We start from the raw sequence: 14965 nt of genomic DNA, 5'->3' as shown, positions 1-14965 counted from the left end.
GTGCCATTAGGCTGGAAAAGCGATGAAAAAGCCCTACACAGCGATGGTGGCCGGCGCTGTCGCGACCCACATCGCCTACCTGGTTTACCTGCCCAGCGGCGGCTTTCTCGCGATGCGCTGGCCTCGAACGTTCTGGCTGCACGTGCCCACGGTGTGCTGGGGCGCGGCGGTGGTGGCACTGGAACTCCCCTGTCCGCTGACCTCGCTGGAGAAGTGGGCGCGGGACCGGGCGGGCATGGACCCCCTACCGGCGGCGGGTTTCATCGGCCATTACGTGGACGGGGTGATGCTGCCGGCAAATCGGATCGGCGCCGCCCAGTCGTTTGCCTTCCTGGCGGCCGCGGTGTCGTGGATCGTCTTGGCTGTTCAGCGGCGCGCACGCGGTGGGGGCCGGTTAGGCGGACGGTGAATCCGCGACGCCGTACTGTGGGTAGCTGATGAGGGACACAGTTAGGTGACCAAACGCCGCGCTAGCGAAGCGCCGTCCAGCCGCGTTGAGCTGGAGAAAATGCTGTCGGCCGACATGCGGGCGATCACCGCGCAGTCCGACCGCATCGGTCGCCATTTCGCCCGCATGAACGACGTCAGCAGCAGCGACTTCCATGCGTTGCTGCACATCATGGTGGCCGAGACGGTCGGTGAGCCGCTGACCCTCGCGCAGTTGCGACAACGCATGGACGTCTCCCCCGCCGCAATCACCTATCTGGTGGACCGGATGATCGAGTCGGGCCACATCCGTCGCGATCCCGATCCCGACGATCGGCGCAAGTGGTTGCTGCGATACCAGACCCGCGGCATGTCGCTGGCGCAGGGCTTTTTCCAGCCGCTCGGCGCTCGTCTCAGCGACGCCTTGTCCGACCTCAGCGACCGGGACCTCATCGCCGCCCATCGGGTGTTCACGGCGATGGTGACCGCCATGTCGGAGTTCGAGGCCGACCTGGTCACCCCCAGCCCGCAAGCTTCCGCTCAGCCCCGGAAGAAAACCGCCGGCCGGCGTCAGGGAGCGCCGAAGTAGCGCCGATCCCGGACAGCAGGCGCTGCTCGATCAGGTCCGCGCCGCGGGCCACCCCTCCGGTGGCCGCGAAACCTGCGGCCACCCGGCGAGCACCCTCGCCCAGCGTCGCTGCCGTCAGGACCGCACGTCGCAACCTCTTGACCGTGAGATGCTTCGCGGGCAGCCGGGTCCCGCAGCCGGCGACCTGCACCCGGCGCGCGACCTCGGCCTGGTCGCGCGCGAAGGGCACCGCGCACACCGGAACGCCGCGATCCAAAGCTTTCACCGTGGTGCCCATGCCGCCGTGGGTGACGGCGCAGATCGCCCGGTCCAGCACCGCGGAGTGCGGGACGAACCGGCACACCGTGGCGTTCGGCGTCCGCGGTAAGCCGGTGGGGATGCCTGCGGGGAAGGTGGCGACGACGTGGACCGGCGCATCGGCCAGTGCCCGCAGCGCCACCTCGCCGAGTTTGGCGTCGGCCTGGGCCACCGACGATGTGCTGACCAACACGATCGGCCGCTCGATCGCGGACAGCCAGGCCGGGGCGGCCGCGGCCGCGTCCGGTTCGAACGCGCACGCGCCGAGGAAGTGCACGGCGTCGCCCCAGTCCGGGTGCGGGTATTCGAACGGTTCGCCACCCACCGCGAGCAGCATCGGCGCCCGGCGCATCAGCGCATCCACCGAGTCGATCGGCGGTATGCCCAGTTGACGTCGAATGGTGTTGATACGCGGCGACACCGGCCGGTCGAGCAGGTGGCGGACGAAGGGCCGCATGGACGCGTCGCGGACCCGGCCGACGAGACCGGGCAGCGGGCGCAGGCCGGGCCCGAACGGCGGCGCGTACCGGGAGCTCAGATACGGTGTGAACGGCGAAAAGACGCACCAGGCAGGCCCATTGGAGGCACTGGCCTCGGCCGCCGAGATCGCGCCCCAGCAGTTGGCGTCGACGACGAGCGCGTCGGGGCGCACCCGTTCGATCGCGTTATTGAGCTCCTCGACTTCTAGCACGGCGCGCCGGCACAGCACGTCCAGCGTCATCTTCAGCACGCTCAACGAGTCCGGCGCCAGCCAGTCCCGGCTGACGATCGCCTCGATCCGCGGATCGACGGGCTCGGCGTGCAGTCCGTGCCGGCGCATCGCACCGACGCCAGAAGCCATGGTGCGCAAGTGAACTCGGTGTCCCCGCACTGCGAGCTCGCGCAGCAGCGCAGCCATGGGGTACAGGTGGCCGAGCGCGGGCGAACCGTAGGCCAGGATCACCGCCATGGGGTCAGCCTAGGCGGAGGTCGCGCCGAGCGCGCGCAGCGCCGCCAAATCTGCTGCGCCGCAGCCGTGTAAGCAGATCCGAAGCTCGTCGATGAAGTGCTGCAACCAGGCGGTGGCCGCCGCCGCGGACTCGATGGCCGCCGATAGCAGGGGGCGCGCGACGGCGACGACGTCGGCGCCCAGCGCGATCGCCTTCGCCGCGTCCATGCCGGACCGGATGCCCCCGGAGGCGACCAGCGGGATGGCCGGCAGCGCGGCGCGCACCTCGAGCAGCGCCTGCGCGGTCGGTATTCCCCATTCGGCGAGGTCGGGATACCGCAGTTCGCCGTAGCGGACCAGTTGCTCGACGCGCGACCAGGACGTGCCACCGGCGCCGGCGACGTCGATGGCCGCCACCGGCGGTTCACCGGTGCGACCCAACAGTTCGGCCACCGCGTGCGCGCCGATGCCGTGACCGACCTCCTTGAGCAGCACCGGATAGTCCAGCATCGCGGTCACGTCGTGCAGCCGGTCGATGGAGCCGGCGAAGTCGGTGTCGCCGTCGTGCTGCACCGCCTCCTGCAACGGATTGGCATGCACGGCAAGGATATTGGCCTCGACCCGGTCCAGCGCCTGCACGATGTCCGGTACCGCGTCCTTGGTGAACTGGGACAAGCCGATGTTGCCGATCAGCAGCACGTCGGGGGCAACGTCGCGCACCGTGAAGCTGGCCGCCGCGCGTTCACCGCGGACGCTGTCCAGCATGACGCGTTGCGACCCGAGCATCATCCCGATGCCGAGTCGCTGGGCGGCGGTGGCCAGGTTCCGGTTGATGGTGCGGGACAACTCCGCGCCACCGGTCATCGCACCCACCAGGACGGGTGCCCGCAATCGGGCGCCGAGGAATTCGGCGGACAAATCGATGTCGTCGAGGCTGGTCTGCGTCAGCGCGTTGTAGGACAGCCGATAGCGCTCCAATCCGGTGGTCACGGAGGCGAAGTCGACGTCTTCGTAGCGGCACACGTCGATGTGCCGGCGTTTGCGAAACGCCATTTCGGCCTGCTCGGCGCTCATGCGGTGGAAACCGGAACAGCGATCTCGTTGCGGCGCAGCAGCGGAAGCGTCCAGGGTGGGTCGTAGAACCACGCCACCGGGGTGTCGGTGGTCTGGAATCCGAAATCGCGCAGCGTGTTCAGCAGCTTGTCGGTCTGCGCGGCCACCGCACGGCTGCTGCGACTGCCGGTGAAGCGCCGCACCGCGACCGTCTGCGGCGGGACTTCTACCAGCCTGACTGCGGGGTCGTCGGGTTCGGGCAGGGTGTCCAGCGTCTGGTCGGCCGGCATGAAGAATCGGATGACCCATTCTCGGTCGCCGCGGGACTCTTGGGCGACCGGCGCCGTCATCGCGATTTTGCGACCCGGCCGTCCGGCGCCCTGCTGCTGCACCGGAGCCGTCATCGCGATCTCGGACCGGGTGTGGTTGCCGCCGAAAATGTAGCGGGCCAACGTCCGGAATCCTCGGCTGCGGGCGGCGACTTCGTCGGCGCGGACCGTGGTCTCGGCGGCCACCCGAGCGCCGTAGCGCCGGATCTGGACACCGCCGGCCAGGTCCTCGGAGCTGTATGCAGGTTCCTCGGTGCCGTGCCGGTAACCCACCACCGAAGCCGCCCCGGTGATGATCTTGCCGATGCCTTGAACAACCGAACCCAGTGGTAGTGCCATCGGGCCGAGTCTACCCGCACTGCCGTTAGGTATTTCAGTAAGTGAATGATTCATCAATTTAAGCGAACGGTGTCCACATTTTCGGTTGTCCCGGTAGCGAATCCGGCCGCCACCAGCTGGAGCGCGCTAGACTATCGGCAGTTGATGACACAGCTGAACCCACTGAGCAGGCCCGCTCGTTTCCAGATACCGGATGACCCTTGTGATGCACGCTGTCGATTCAACGGAAATACCAGATCATCCCCCATGCCGGCCGGTCTTCGACTCAGGCCGGGCCCGCATGTGCCACTATTCGCGCAACCTTGCCACCGTACTTCGCGTCGACGGTGAGATAGACGCGTCCAACGCCGAACTCGTCGGAGCCGCGGTTCGCCACGCGAGCAACGCGAAACGCCCGCTGATCCTGGACCTGAGCCACCTGCGTTTCATCGGCATGGAAGGTTTCCAGGAGCTGCTGTCTCTGAGCACGGCGTGCAGCATGGTGAGTGGCATCGCGATGCGGCCGTTGCTGCGCGTCGTGAGCGACCACTGCCTGCCGCTGGTCAGATCGGTTCCGGAGGCGTTGCAGCTCCTCGGTGACGCTTCCTGACGACGCGTCCAACCCATCACGGCTTAGCGGAGCGCAACTCCGTGCGAAAGTCGCGCATCGAACCGATGAGGGCTCCGAAAACCCGGTGCGCGGCGGCCAGGTCCGCATCGGACAGTTCGCTCAAGCCGCGGTGCACGTGACCGCCCAGCGGGGTGAAGAACGAGCGGGCGGTCTGCAGCCCGGGATCGGCGTAGCGCAGCACGACTTTTCGCCGGTCGGCCGGATGCGAATCACGCCGGATATGACCCGAATCGATGAGCCTGTCCACCAGATAGGTGATGGCGGCTCCCGACATGCCCATTTGTTCGCTCAGGTCGCCGGAAGTCATCGGCCGGCCGGCCGTCTCGGCGACCATGATATGGAGCAGGGCACGAAAGTCGGTGGGTCGCACGGCATGTGAGACCGCGAAAAGGCGGCCGATCTGGTCGGATTCGGTCGACATCTCGCGCAGATCGGCCGCGATCATCTCCTCCAACGCAGCGCGTCCGGAGGACTGCTCATCAGGGTCCATTACGCCAGCAGCATATCCCTATGTCAGGTTCACTTCAGTTGATTAAAGTTTCAGCTACTGAAATACTTGATCGGTGATCTGGCAGAGACTCGCGACCGCGGTCACGGGCCGTCGCTCGTGGCTGCTCGCCTTGGGCGTTTTTCTGGTGTCCGTCGGTTTCATGGTGCTGATCGGGGGGAATGCCGCAGCAGGCCAGGCGCCGCCTGTGGTGCCAACCGATTCAGATTCCGCGAAGGTACAGACGCTGTCCAAACAGTTTCCCGGTGGTGACCGGGTCCCGCTGATCGTGGTGGTCAATCGGGTCGACGGCGCCGCCGACCGCGCCGCGCTCCAGCAGGCGGGTGAGGACGCCCGCAATCGGATGTTGGCCGCCGCCGGCGCAGGCCAACCCGGCGGCGCCGCCGCCCCGGTGCTGGTGTCAGAAGACGGGAGGGCCGCCATCGCAGTGGTTCCGATCAGCGCCGACCTGTCCGGCATGTCCCTCAACGACGCCGTAGCTGCGCAACGCGATGCAGCCGCGACGGGTCTACCGGCGGGCATGGCCGCACACGTCACCGGCGGGCCGGCGTTCGGTGCCGACATCGCGAACGCGTTCGCCGGAGCCAACATCACGCTGCTCGCGGTCACCGCATCGGTGGTGGCTCTGCTGTTGATCGCCACCTACCGCTCCCCCGTGCTGTGGCTGGTGCCGTTGCTGGTGATCGCCTTCGCCGACCGGATGGCCGCTGCGGTGGGCACCGCGGTGGCGTCGCTGACCGGGCTCAGCTTCGACGGTTCCACGTCCGGCATCACCAGCGTGTTGGTGTTCGGCGCGGGCACCAACTATGCGCTGCTGCTGATTTCGCGCTACCGCCAAGAACTTCGGCGTCACAGCGACCATCGCGACGCGCTGGCCCGGGCGGTGCGGGCGGCCGGGCCGGCGATCGTGGCGAGCAACGCCACCGTGGTACTGGCGCTGCTCACGCTGATCGCCGCCTGGACACCGAGCACCCGCAGCCTGGGTGCGCTAGCCGCGTGCGGACTGCTGGTCGCCGTGCTGTCGGTCCTGCTGCTGCTGCCGCCGTTGCTGGCGTTGTGCGGGCGGCGCCTGTTCTGGCCGTTCGTCCCGCAACCCGAGCAGCAGGACGACCCGGCACCGTCTGAGTCCGGCGTCTGGCACCGCGTCGCCGAATCGGTGGCACGCCGGCCGGCGCTGGTCGCCTCCCTCACCGTCGTAGTGCTGGCCGCGCTGGCGACCGGACTGCTGAGCGTGCGCATCGGTCTCACCCAAACCGAACAATTCCGCGTCCGGGCGGATTCGGTGACCGGGTACGACGTCGTGGCTGCGCACTTTCCGGCAGGGTCGGCCAACCCGACCGAGGTGATCGCCCCCACCGACCGATCGGCGCAGGTGCAGCAGGCCATCACCGCCACTCCCGGCGTGGTCTCGGCCCGTCCCGCCGGCACGTCGCCGGCCGGGCTGACGAAATGGTCCGTGGTGACCGATGCCGCGCCGTCCTCCCCGCAGGCTTTCAAAACGATTGCGGCGCTGCGTAATTCGACCGCGTCGTTTAACTCCGTGGTGGGCGGCCCCGACGCGCAGGCGCTGGACGCGCGCGATGCGGCGGTACACGATAGAGATCTGCTCATCCCGGCGATCCTGGCGGTCATCCTGCTGGTGCTCTACGTGCTGCTGCGCTCGGCCCTGGCGCCGCCGACGCTGCTGGCGGCGACGATCCTCGGGGCGCTGGCGGCGCTGGGCCTCGGCGGCTGGGCGAGCATGCATGTGGTCGGTTTTCCCGCGCTGGACAACATCGCCCCGCTGTACGCCTTCCTGTTTCTGGCCGCACTCGGTGTCGACTACACCATCTTCCTGGTCACCCGCGCCCGCGAGGAGGCCGCCGAACACGGCGCACGGGACGGGATGGTCCGCGCGGTCTCGGTCACCGGCGGCGTCATCACCAGCGCGGGAATTGTTCTGGCAGCGGTCTTTTGCGTGTTGGGAGTGTTGCCGCTGATCGTGATGACCCAGTTGGGCATCATTGTTGGACTGGGCATTCTGCTGGACACCTTCGTGGTGCGCACCCTGGTGATCCCGGCGCTGTTCGCGCTGATCGGGGACCGCATCTGGTGGCCTGCCGCCCTGAACCGGAAGGAGTCGATATGAATCGAAAGACACTCGCCGCCACTGGGCTGGCCGTTGCGGCGGTCGCCGTCTCGGGAACGGTGGCCAGCCCGGCACGCACTCCCGGTTGGTATGAGGGGCTGCGCAAGCCGTCCTACGTGCCGCCCGGTCCGGTGTTTCCGGTCGCGTGGACTTCGCTCTACACCGACATCGCGGTCAGTTCCGCGACGGCCATCGATCGGTACCGCGAGACCGGCCAGGACGACGAAGCACGCAAATACGTTGCGGCCCTGAGCGTGAACCTGGCGATCAATGCGGTGTGGAGTTGGCTGTTCTTCGGCTGGCACAAGCTCGGCGCCGCGGCGTTGGGCGCCGTCGCGCTGACCGCCAGCAGCGCCGACCTCACCCGGCGCACCGCCGCCGCGGACCGCAGAGCCGGCCTGGCATTGCTCCCCTACCCGTTGTGGTGCGTGTTCGCCACCTTGCTGGCCACCCGGGTCTGGCAGCTCAACCGCTGAATAATGGTCAGCCTGCTGTGGTTTCGTCGCGACCTGCGCTTGCGGGACCATCCCGCGCTGGCCGCCGCCGCCGAAAGCGACCACACGCTGGCCTGTTTCGTGCTCGACCCGCAGTTGGAGAAATCCTCCGGCCAGCGCCGCCTGCAGTTTCTGGGTGACTCGCTGCGTCAGTTGCAACAAGATCTGGACGGGCGCCTGCTGGTGGTCCGGGGACCGCCAGAGCAACGAATCCCCCAGTTGGCCAACGAGATCGACGCATCGGCAGTGCACATCTCCGAGGACTTCGCACCGTTCGGGCGACGCCGCGACGAGCGGGTGCGCGAAGCGCTGGGCGAGGTGCCGCTGGTGCCGACGGGCTCGCCGTACCTGGTTTCCCCGGGCCGGGTGACCAAGGACGACGGCACCCCGTACAAGGTGTTCACGCCGTTCTACGGCAGATGGCGCGACGCCGGGTGGCGGGCGCCGGCCCAGACAGGCACGGAAACGGCGTCCTGGCTCGACCCGTCCCGGGTGCAGGGTAAGGCACTCCAGCCGGCCGAGATCCCGAACCCGGGCGTGACGTTGGACGTCGCCGCCGGCGAAGCGCAGGCACTTTCGCAGTGGGCAGAGTTCGTGGGCGACGGCATGGACCGCTACGGCAAGGACCGCAACCGGCCGGATCTGGCGGGCACCAGCCGGATGTCGGCGCACCTCAAGTTCGGCACCATCCATCCCCGGACCATGGCCGCCGCCCTGGACATGAGACGCAACGGCACTCAGGAATACTTGCGGCAGTTGGCTTTTCGCGACTTCTACGCCGCAGTGCTCTATCACTGGCCGGACAGTGTGTGGCACAACTGGAACGGCGACTTCGACGCCATCCGAACCGACACCGGCCAGGATGCCGACCAGCGCTTCGAGTCCTGGACTGCCGGCAAAACCGGGTTCCCGATCGTCGACGCAGGCATGCGGCAGCTACGCGAGACCGGGTTCATGCACAATCGGGTGCGCATGATCGTTGCGTCGTTTCTGGTCAAGGATCTGCACCTGCCGTGGCAGTGGGGCGCGCGCTGGTTTCTGCGGCAACTCGTCGACGGCGATATGGCCAACAACCAGCACGGCTGGCAGTGGTGCGCGGGCAGCGGCACCGACGCCGCGCCGTACTTCCGGGTGTTCAACCCGACCAAGCAGGGCGAGAAGTTCGACCCGACCGGCGCTTACATCCGGCGCTGGGTACCCGAGTTGGCCGACGTCGACGATGTCCATCTGATCAAGGGCGACCGACCCGACGGATACCCTGCGCCGATCGTCGACCATGCCAGAGAACGTCAAGAGGCGTTGCGGCGCTACGGTGACATCAGCTGAGGGCATCCGGTTCGCGGCCCGGTTCCGGGGGTGCGGCCAGCCGTCCAGCACCGCCGCTTGCGACGCGGCGAGTACTACGCCGGCAAGTTCTTCTTGATGGTGGCGTCCTGCTTCTCGGCTACCGCGGTGGCGAAATCGATCGGGGCGGCGTCGCCCGGGGGGCCTTCGAAGTGAATCGTCACCGACGCCCTCCCTTCGGTGAACAGCAGCACGGTCACGGCTTTGGTCTTGTCCGGCGATGTACCCAGCGCCGCGGTTCCCCCGTTGCCTACCGCGACGGGTTGCGGGGTGCCGCCGACCACCCAATTGTCCAGAATCCCCACCGTGCCACTCATCGCCTTGACCGCGGCCGCAGCGTCCGGCAGGACGGCGATATTGAAGCTGATGATGTTGTCGCCCTTGGCGTTCCGGAACGTTCCTTCCACACCGGGAGGATCGTTGGTCGGGGAGGCCGGCTGCCCGACCTGCAGCGGGTCACCCGAGAGCGGCTGCAGATCGGTGAGCGGTACCAGCAGGTTGGTGTAGTCGGCGGACGCCGCGGTGGACGATGTTGCGGTTGCCGATGCGCTGCTCGAACCGGTCGCCGACGTCGTCGAGGAGGACGAGGCCGGAGCCTTTTCGTCGTTGCTGCCGCACGCGGGGGCCAACACACTCAGCGCCACGGCCGCCGCCAAGCCCACCACTGCATTTGCCGGCTTCATCCGGGCTCCCTTCTACCGCTGGATTTGGGCGAATTACCGCGCCCGACACGGTTGATCGAACAGCATCGCGGTATGACCCGCAACCCCTGATCAGCCTCAGGAATGGGACGCTTTCTTGCGCTCGATATCGGCCAGGGCGGCGGCCAACTCGGCGCGTTGCGCGGCCGAGGTCTCCCAGGACAGCTTGCGGTTCTTCACCACTTTCGCCGGGGCGCCGACGGCGATCGAATAGTCCGGGATGACACCGCGCACCACGGCGTGCGATCCGAGCACGCAGCCGCGCCCGACGGAGGTGCCGCGCAATACCGACACCTTCACACCGATCCAGGTGTCCGGGCCGATCCGCACCGGCGACTTGATGATGCCCTGGTCCTTGATCGGCAGCGTGATGTCGTCCATGCGGTGGTCGAAATCGCAGATGTAGCACCAGTCGGCCATCAGCGCGGAGTCGCCGAGCTCGATGTCCAGATAGCAGTTGACGACGTTGTCGCGGCCGAGCACCACCTTGTCGCCGAAGCGCAGCGAACCCTCGTGGGCGCGGATGGTGTTCTTGTCTCCGATGTGCACCCAGCGGCCGATCTCGAGCTGCGCAAGCTCGGGCGTGCAGTGGATCTCCACGCCCTTGCCGAGGAACACCATGCCGCGGGTGATGATGTGGGGGTTCTGCAGCTTGAACTTCAGCAGCCGCCAGTAGCGCACCAGGTACCACGGCGTGTAGGCCTTGTTGCGCAACACCCATCGCAGCGATGCCAGGGTGAGGAATTTGGCCTGGCGCGGGTCCCTGAGCCGGCCGCCGCGCCACCGGCGATGCAGCGGCGCACCCCACATGCTCGTCATGGCCCGAAAGCCTACCTATAGCCTCACGCGTTACCCTCACCTGGACTCGACCGTGAAAGGAACCCGTGCTCGCCCGACGCCTGCTGACGGCCGTTCTGGTGGCTGTGCTCACCCTCGCGCTCGGCGGTTGCGGCAACACCGACTCCTGGGTGGACGCGGCGCCCGCGCTGGGCTGGCCCGCACCGTACGCGGACGCTGCCAACAGCAGCTACACCCCGACCAATGGCGCCGCCAAACTGACCCTGCGCTGGACGCGTTCGGTCAAAGGCAGCCTGACGGCCGGCCCGGCGCTGGGTGCGCGAGGTTTCCTGGCCCTCAATTCCCAGACCCCGGGCGGCTGTTCGTTCATGGAGTGGGAAATCGGCAACGGGCGGCAACGCTGGTGCCTGCGGCTGGTCCAGGGCGGTGGCTTCGGCGGCCCGCTGTTCGACGGCTTCGACAATCTGTATGTGGGGCAGCCGGGGTCGATCATCTCGTTCCCGCCGACACAGTGGACGCGCTGGCGCAAACCGGTGATCGGCATGCCGACTACTCCGCGGTTCCTGGGTGACGGCCGCCTGCTGGTCAGTACGCACCTGGGACAGTTGCTGGTCTTCGACACCCACCGCGGCGCCGTGGTGGGCACGTCGATCGATCTGGTGGACGGTGTTGACCCCGCCGATGCGGCGCGCGGGCTGGCCGACTGCGCGCCGGCGCGCCCGGCCTGCCCGGTGGCGGCCGCGCCCGCGTTCTCGAAAGCCACCGAGATGGTGGTGATCGGCGTCTGGCAGCCGGGGGCGCCGGCCGCGGGACTGGTCGGGCTGAAATATCACGCGGGCCAACTCTCCCGCGAATGGACCTCCGATGCGGTGGGGGCCGGCGTGCTGGGCTCGCCGGTGCTGTCCGCCGACGGATCGACGGTCTACGTCAACGGCCGCGACCAGCGCCTGTGGGCACTGCACTCCACCGATGGAAAGCCGAAATGGTCTGCGCCACTGAGCTTTTCGCCGCAGACACCGCCCGCGGTCACCCCGCAGGGCCTGATCGTGTCCGGTGGTGGCCCCGAGGCGCGGCTGACGGCATTCCGGGACAAGGGCGACCACGCGGAAGTGGCCTGGCGACGCGAGGACGTCACCGCGCTGTCGACGTCGAGCCTGGCCGGTGACGGGGTCGGCTACGCGGTGGTCGGCGGTCCGCCGCACGACAACGACCCGGGTATGTCGCTGCAGGTGTTCGACCCGTCGAACGGTCAAACCACCAACAGCTATCCGCTGCCCGCGGCCACCGGCACGCCGGTCGGGGTGTCGGTCGGCAAGGACCGCCGCGTGGTGGTGTGCACCAGCGACGGCCAGGTCTACAGCTTCGAACCGGCGTGACCGCAGGCGAAACGCACCGCGTCGACGCTGCGCTCAGGGCGTGGGCCACTCGCACTTTCTCGCCATGGCCGCAGAATCGAATCCGCGCGCCGGCCAAACACCGTGGCTAGATCGCCAGCGGCGGGATGGCGTTGCGCGGCACCGGCACCTGGGTCGCACCGGCGAACGACGGCAGCAGCTCGCCCTGCGCGAAATAGAAGATCAGCGCGTCGTCGGTGATCGCGAAGTTCTGGTAATTGGTCGGGTCGTGTCCGGCGCCCGGCGAGATGGCCAGCCCCAGCCCGCTCTGATGTTCCAGCTCACGCTGCACGATCGGGAAGATGGTGTCCAGCGCATTGGCGTTGGGCGCGAACAAAGTGTCGAAGGTGATCGGCTGCTTGGACACCAGGTTGTAGTTGAACGACTTGAACCAGTTCGACGGGCGGGCCCCGCCGAGGTCCTGGAAGAACTTCAGCACCACGCTGCGGGTGTGCGGGGGCTGGCCGGAACTGTGCTGGTCGTTGGTGGCATCCATCTGGTAGGGCTGATCACGCCGACCAGATCCCTGGGCGACGTTGACGAACCCGTCGCGGTTCTGGGTGATGTAGTCGGTCAGCGCCTGCTGGTCGGGGTAGTCAGCGGGATAGGTGATGTCCAGCGTGTAGGTGCCACCCGACTGGTGGATGTGGCAGGTCTGGCCCTCGAGCGAGCCACCGAGGTTGGCGCACGTCGGCGGCGCCGCCGCTGCGGTGCCCGCCGGCCATCCCAACAGGAGCGCAGCAGCCATCGCCGCGGTCGCCATCCGGTAACGCATCGTCGAAATGTCCTCGCAGACCAGGAAGGGAGGTGTCTTGAGTTGTAATTCGCCGTCAGCGTACCCGGCGTTACCGTGAGGCCCGGCAAACGTAGGCGACCGGCCGTCCGGCAGCGCCGGTGCCGATGCGAGCGATCACCACCGACAGTGCACTGCTTCCCCGCAGCCGTAGTCGTCGGCGCAGCGCGTCGGGGTCCACGCCCACGCCGCGGACCAGGATCTCGGCCGACCCGCAGTCCAGCGCCCACAGCGCGGCGCGCAGGCGCCGTTCGTCGTAGGCCAGTTGATCGAGCACCTCGAAGCCGCGCACCCCGGGCGGTAGCCGGTCGCCGGACAGGTAGGCGATGTCGGGGTCGAGTTGCCACAACCCGTGCCGCGCCGCGTACTGCCGGACCAGCCCCGCCCGCACCACGGCCCCGTCGGGGTCGACGATCCAGCGTCCGGCCGGCCGCACCTCGCTGTCGTCGGGATCGGTGTCGGCGACCTGCTCACCGCGGTCCAGGACGGTCGCGCGCCGGCGCACGCCCGGCTCGGCCAGTCCGGCCGACCACAGGCAGGCCTCGCGAACCGAACCGCGCCAGGACGTCACCTCGATCTCGCCGTCGAACCCCAACCGGCCAACTTCGTCGAAATCTATTCCGGGAGAACATTTTACGACCAGCTCATAGCGCCGATAGGTGTGCAGCAGCGAATCCAGGGCCGGCTGGTACTCGGCCGGGTTGAACCGGCGCCGCCCACCGCTGCGCCGCGCCGGGTCGACGACGACGACGGCGCCGCGGGTCACCGGGCGCAGGGCGTCGGCGCGGCACAGATCCACGTCGGCGCCGAGGTTGTGCCGTGCCATCGCCAGCCGGACCGCGTCGAGGTCGCTGCCGATCGTCCTGGCCGCCACGGGCCGCAGCGCCGCCAACTCGGTGCCGATCGAACAGGTTGCGTCGTGCACCACCCGCCCGGCCAGCCGGTCCGCGCGGTGCAGGGCGACCGGGGCCGCGGTGGCCTGCTGCAGCGCCTCGTCGGTGAACAACCAGCTCGCCACGTCACCGAGTCCGTCGAGCTTGCCGGCGGCCTTGCGGCGCAGCAGCGTCGTCTCCACCAGAAGCGGGGTCCGGTCGCCGAACCGGGAGCGCACCGCGGCGACGTCGGCGATCCGGGTGGCCGCACCGAACTCGAAATCGGCGACCACCGCCAGCGCCGCCGCGCCGGCATCCGAGCGCAGATAGCTGACGTCGTCGACGTCGAACAGGCTCAGGAGGGTTTGACCCCGGTGACCATCACGTTGTAGAACCACCCCTTCGGCGCGACGTGCCGCCAGACGTTGGCGTCCACCCAGCTCAGCGCCTTCCAGCCGGTGAACGCGAACTTCGCCCAGCCCCAGCCCAGCCGGCCGGGCGGCACCGAGGCCTCGAACGTGCGTACCGGCCAGCCGAACATCGCGGCGGTGAACTCCTCGCTGGCGGTCTCGACGTCCACCGCGCCGGCGCTGGCGGCCATCCGCTCCAGGTCCTCGGGGGCGAAGGTGTGCAGGTCCACGATCGCCTCCAGCGCCGCAGCGCGGCTCGACTCGTCGAGTTCTTCCTGCGGGCGGCGCCAACTGCCCAGCCCGGGCAGCTTGGTGACGTTGGTGGCCACCCGCCAGGTCAGCGTCGACAGGCCGCGCGCGTAGACATTGCCGGCGCTGGTCGGCTCACCGGCGAAGACAAACCGGCCGCCCGGCTTGAGCACCCGGATCACCTCGCGCAGCGAGAGTTCGACGTCGGGAATGTGGTGCAGGACGGCGTGCCCGACCACCAGGTCGAAGGTGTTGTCGTCGTACGGGATGCCTTCGGCGTCGGCGACCCGGCCGTCGATGTCCAGGCCCAGCGACTGGCCGTTGCGGGTGGCGACCTTGACCATGCCGGGTGACAGGTCGGTGACCGAGCCGCGCCGGGCCACCCCGGCCTGGATCAGGTTGAGCAGGAAGAAGCCGGTGCCGCAGCCCAGTTCCAGGGCACGGTCGTAGGGCAGTTCGCGGATCACCTCGTCGGGGACGATCGCGTCGAACCGGCCGCGGGCGTAGTCCACGCAACGCTGGTCGTAGGAGATCGACCACTTCTCGTCGTAGTTCTCGGCTTCCCAGTCGTGGTAGAGCACCTGGGCGAGCTTGCTGTCGTGACGCGCGGCCTCCACCTGTTCCGCGGTGGCGTGCGGATTGGGGACGGCGTCGGCGTCAGGGCCAGGGCTCTTGGTGGTACTCCTCGTCATGAGGGGCAAGC

The 14965-nt window shown here is 68.5% G+C and carries 16 protein-coding genes; 7 read left to right on the top strand and 9 right to left on the bottom strand.

Annotation, left to right across the window (positions count from 1 at the left end):
• Nucleotides 1–22 precede the first annotated feature (22 nt).
• Nucleotides 23–409 (top strand): DUF2784 domain-containing protein, encoded by a 387-nt coding sequence (locus MKCMC460_RS09845; protein WP_236981719.1) that lies wholly within the window; start codon nt 23–25, stop codon nt 407–409.
• A 45-nt stretch (nt 410–454) separates the two neighbouring features.
• Complete coding sequence (locus tag MKCMC460_RS09840) at nt 455–1015, top strand: MarR family winged helix-turn-helix transcriptional regulator (RefSeq protein ID WP_238305635.1); 561 nt, start codon at nt 455–457, stop codon at nt 1013–1015.
• On the opposite strand, the gene MKCMC460_RS09835 is transcribed toward MKCMC460_RS09840, so the two are convergent.
• The 3 genes from MKCMC460_RS09835 to MKCMC460_RS09825 are packed head-to-tail and all read right to left on the bottom strand — an operon-like array spanning nt 942 to nt 3961.
• Complete coding sequence (locus MKCMC460_RS09835; RefSeq protein ID WP_236981717.1) at nt 942–2261, bottom strand: glycosyltransferase; 1320 nt, start codon at nt 2259–2261, stop codon at nt 942–944. The genes MKCMC460_RS09840 and MKCMC460_RS09835 overlap by 74 nt on opposite strands.
• Before the next feature lie 9 nt (nt 2262–2270).
• On the bottom strand, nt 2271–3314 hold the full coding sequence (gene fni, locus MKCMC460_RS09830) for a type 2 isopentenyl-diphosphate Delta-isomerase (protein ID WP_236981716.1): 1044 nt from the start codon (nt 3312–3314) through the stop codon (nt 2271–2273).
• Nucleotides 3311–3961: a heme-binding protein gene (locus MKCMC460_RS09825; protein ID WP_236981715.1), complete on the bottom strand. Its 651-nt coding sequence runs from the start codon at nt 3959–3961 to the stop codon at nt 3311–3313. The genes fni and MKCMC460_RS09825 overlap by 4 nt, the downstream gene beginning before the upstream one ends.
• 280 nt (nt 3962–4241) lie before the next feature.
• Here MKCMC460_RS09825 and MKCMC460_RS09820 point away from each other — a divergent pair, with 280 nt between their 5' ends.
• The gene (locus MKCMC460_RS09820) at nt 4242–4550 is read left to right on the top strand and encodes an STAS domain-containing protein (RefSeq protein WP_236981714.1); all 309 of its coding nucleotides are present in this window, start codon (nt 4242–4244) and stop codon (nt 4548–4550) included.
• Nucleotides 4551–4566: 16 nt separating this feature from the next.
• Here the strand turns inward: MKCMC460_RS09820 and MKCMC460_RS09815 are convergent, their stop codons facing one another.
• On the bottom strand, nt 4567–5061 hold the full coding sequence (locus tag MKCMC460_RS09815) for a MarR family winged helix-turn-helix transcriptional regulator (protein ID WP_236981713.1): 495 nt from the start codon (nt 5059–5061) through the stop codon (nt 4567–4569).
• Between the two features lie 73 nt (nt 5062–5134).
• On the opposite strand from MKCMC460_RS09815, the gene MKCMC460_RS09810 reads away from it, so the two are divergent.
• The 3 genes from MKCMC460_RS09810 to MKCMC460_RS09800 are packed head-to-tail and all read left to right on the top strand — an operon-like array spanning nt 5135 to nt 9027.
• Nucleotides 5135–7207, top strand: coding sequence for an MMPL family transporter (locus MKCMC460_RS09810; RefSeq protein WP_236981712.1), 2073 nt, complete (start codon nt 5135–5137; stop codon nt 7205–7207).
• Nucleotides 7204–7683, top strand: coding sequence for a TspO/MBR family protein (locus MKCMC460_RS09805; RefSeq protein ID WP_236981711.1), 480 nt, complete (start codon nt 7204–7206; stop codon nt 7681–7683). The genes MKCMC460_RS09810 and MKCMC460_RS09805 overlap by 4 nt, the downstream gene beginning before the upstream one ends.
• Nucleotides 7684–7686: 3 nt before the next feature.
• Nucleotides 7687–9027 carry a deoxyribodipyrimidine photo-lyase gene (locus tag MKCMC460_RS09800; RefSeq protein ID WP_236981710.1) on the top strand — a complete coding sequence of 447 codons (1341 nt, stop codon included), beginning with the start codon at nt 7687–7689 and terminating at the stop codon, nt 9025–9027.
• 74 nt (nt 9028–9101) lie between these two features.
• On the opposite strand, the gene MKCMC460_RS09795 is transcribed toward MKCMC460_RS09800, so the two are convergent.
• Together MKCMC460_RS09795 and MKCMC460_RS09790 are read right to left on the bottom strand one after the other, a co-directional pair.
• A complete protein-coding gene (locus tag MKCMC460_RS09795) occupies nt 9102–9728 on the bottom strand; it encodes a hypothetical protein (protein WP_236981709.1) in 627 nt (208 codons plus the stop codon).
• Between the two features lie 96 nt (nt 9729–9824).
• A complete protein-coding gene (locus tag MKCMC460_RS09790; protein ID WP_236981708.1) occupies nt 9825–10565 on the bottom strand; it encodes an acyltransferase in 741 nt (246 codons plus the stop codon).
• A gap of 65 nt (nt 10566–10630) precedes the next feature.
• On the opposite strand from MKCMC460_RS09790, the gene MKCMC460_RS09785 reads away from it, so the two are divergent.
• Entirely contained in the window at nt 10631–11920 is a 1290-nt protein-coding gene (locus MKCMC460_RS09785; RefSeq protein WP_236981707.1) for a PQQ-binding-like beta-propeller repeat protein, read from the top strand.
• A gap of 106 nt (nt 11921–12026) precedes the next feature.
• On the opposite strand, the gene MKCMC460_RS09780 is transcribed toward MKCMC460_RS09785, so the two are convergent.
• The 3 genes from MKCMC460_RS09780 to MKCMC460_RS09770 all read right to left on the bottom strand — a co-directional run bounded on the left by MKCMC460_RS09780 (nt 12027) and on the right by MKCMC460_RS09770 (nt 14954).
• Nucleotides 12027–12713, bottom strand: coding sequence for an esterase (locus MKCMC460_RS09780; RefSeq protein ID WP_236981706.1), 687 nt, complete (start codon nt 12711–12713; stop codon nt 12027–12029).
• Between the two features lie 70 nt (nt 12714–12783).
• On the bottom strand, nt 12784–13956 hold the full coding sequence (locus MKCMC460_RS09775) for a class I SAM-dependent methyltransferase (RefSeq protein ID WP_236983934.1): 1173 nt from the start codon (nt 13954–13956) through the stop codon (nt 12784–12786).
• Between the two features lie 2 nt (nt 13957–13958).
• Nucleotides 13959–14954 (bottom strand): class I SAM-dependent methyltransferase, encoded by a 996-nt coding sequence (locus tag MKCMC460_RS09770; RefSeq protein ID WP_236981705.1) that lies wholly within the window; start codon nt 14952–14954, stop codon nt 13959–13961.
• Between the last annotated feature and the right edge of the window lie 11 nt (nt 14955–14965).

It is taken from the genome of Mycobacterium sp. 20KCMC460 (assembly GCF_022179425.1).
Taxonomy (GTDB): domain Bacteria; phylum Actinomycetota; class Actinomycetes; order Mycobacteriales; family Mycobacteriaceae; genus Mycobacterium; species Mycobacterium kiyosense.
The sequence above is the reverse complement of the archived record's forward strand: the minus strand, read 5'-3'. Positions and strand labels throughout refer to the sequence as shown.

What these genes read in the sequence shown, in the direction of transcription:
- MKCMC460_RS09780 (WP_236981706.1), bottom strand. Translation starts at nt 12,713, where the DNA reads ATGCGTTACCGGATGGCGACCGCGGCGATGGCTGCTGCGCTCCTGTTG.
- MKCMC460_RS09770 (WP_236981705.1), bottom strand. Translation starts at nt 14,954, where the DNA reads ATGACGAGGAGTACCACCAAGAGCCCTGGCCCTGACGCCGACGCCGTC.
- MKCMC460_RS09790 (WP_236981708.1), bottom strand. Translation starts at nt 10,565, where the DNA reads ATGACGAGCATGTGGGGTGCGCCGCTGCATCGCCGGTGGCGCGGCGGC.
- MKCMC460_RS09820 (WP_236981714.1), top strand. Translation starts at nt 4,242, where the DNA reads ATGTGCCACTATTCGCGCAACCTTGCCACCGTACTTCGCGTCGACGGT.
- MKCMC460_RS09815 (WP_236981713.1), bottom strand. Translation starts at nt 5,061, where the DNA reads ATGGACCCTGATGAGCAGTCCTCCGGACGCGCTGCGTTGGAGGAGATG.
- MKCMC460_RS09845 (WP_236981719.1), top strand. Translation starts at nt 23, where the DNA reads ATGAAAAAGCCCTACACAGCGATGGTGGCCGGCGCTGTCGCGACCCAC.
- MKCMC460_RS09825 (WP_236981715.1), bottom strand. Translation starts at nt 3,961, where the DNA reads ATGGCACTACCACTGGGTTCGGTTGTTCAAGGCATCGGCAAGATCATC.
- fni (WP_236981716.1), bottom strand. Translation starts at nt 3,314, where the DNA reads ATGAGCGCCGAGCAGGCCGAAATGGCGTTTCGCAAACGCCGGCACATC.
- MKCMC460_RS09800 (WP_236981710.1), top strand. Translation starts at nt 7,687, where the DNA reads ATGGTCAGCCTGCTGTGGTTTCGTCGCGACCTGCGCTTGCGGGACCAT.
- MKCMC460_RS09835 (WP_236981717.1), bottom strand. Translation starts at nt 2,261, where the DNA reads ATGGCGGTGATCCTGGCCTACGGTTCGCCCGCGCTCGGCCACCTGTAC.
- MKCMC460_RS09795 (WP_236981709.1), bottom strand. Translation starts at nt 9,728, where the DNA reads ATGAAGCCGGCAAATGCAGTGGTGGGCTTGGCGGCGGCCGTGGCGCTG.
- MKCMC460_RS09805 (WP_236981711.1), top strand. Translation starts at nt 7,204, where the DNA reads ATGAATCGAAAGACACTCGCCGCCACTGGGCTGGCCGTTGCGGCGGTC.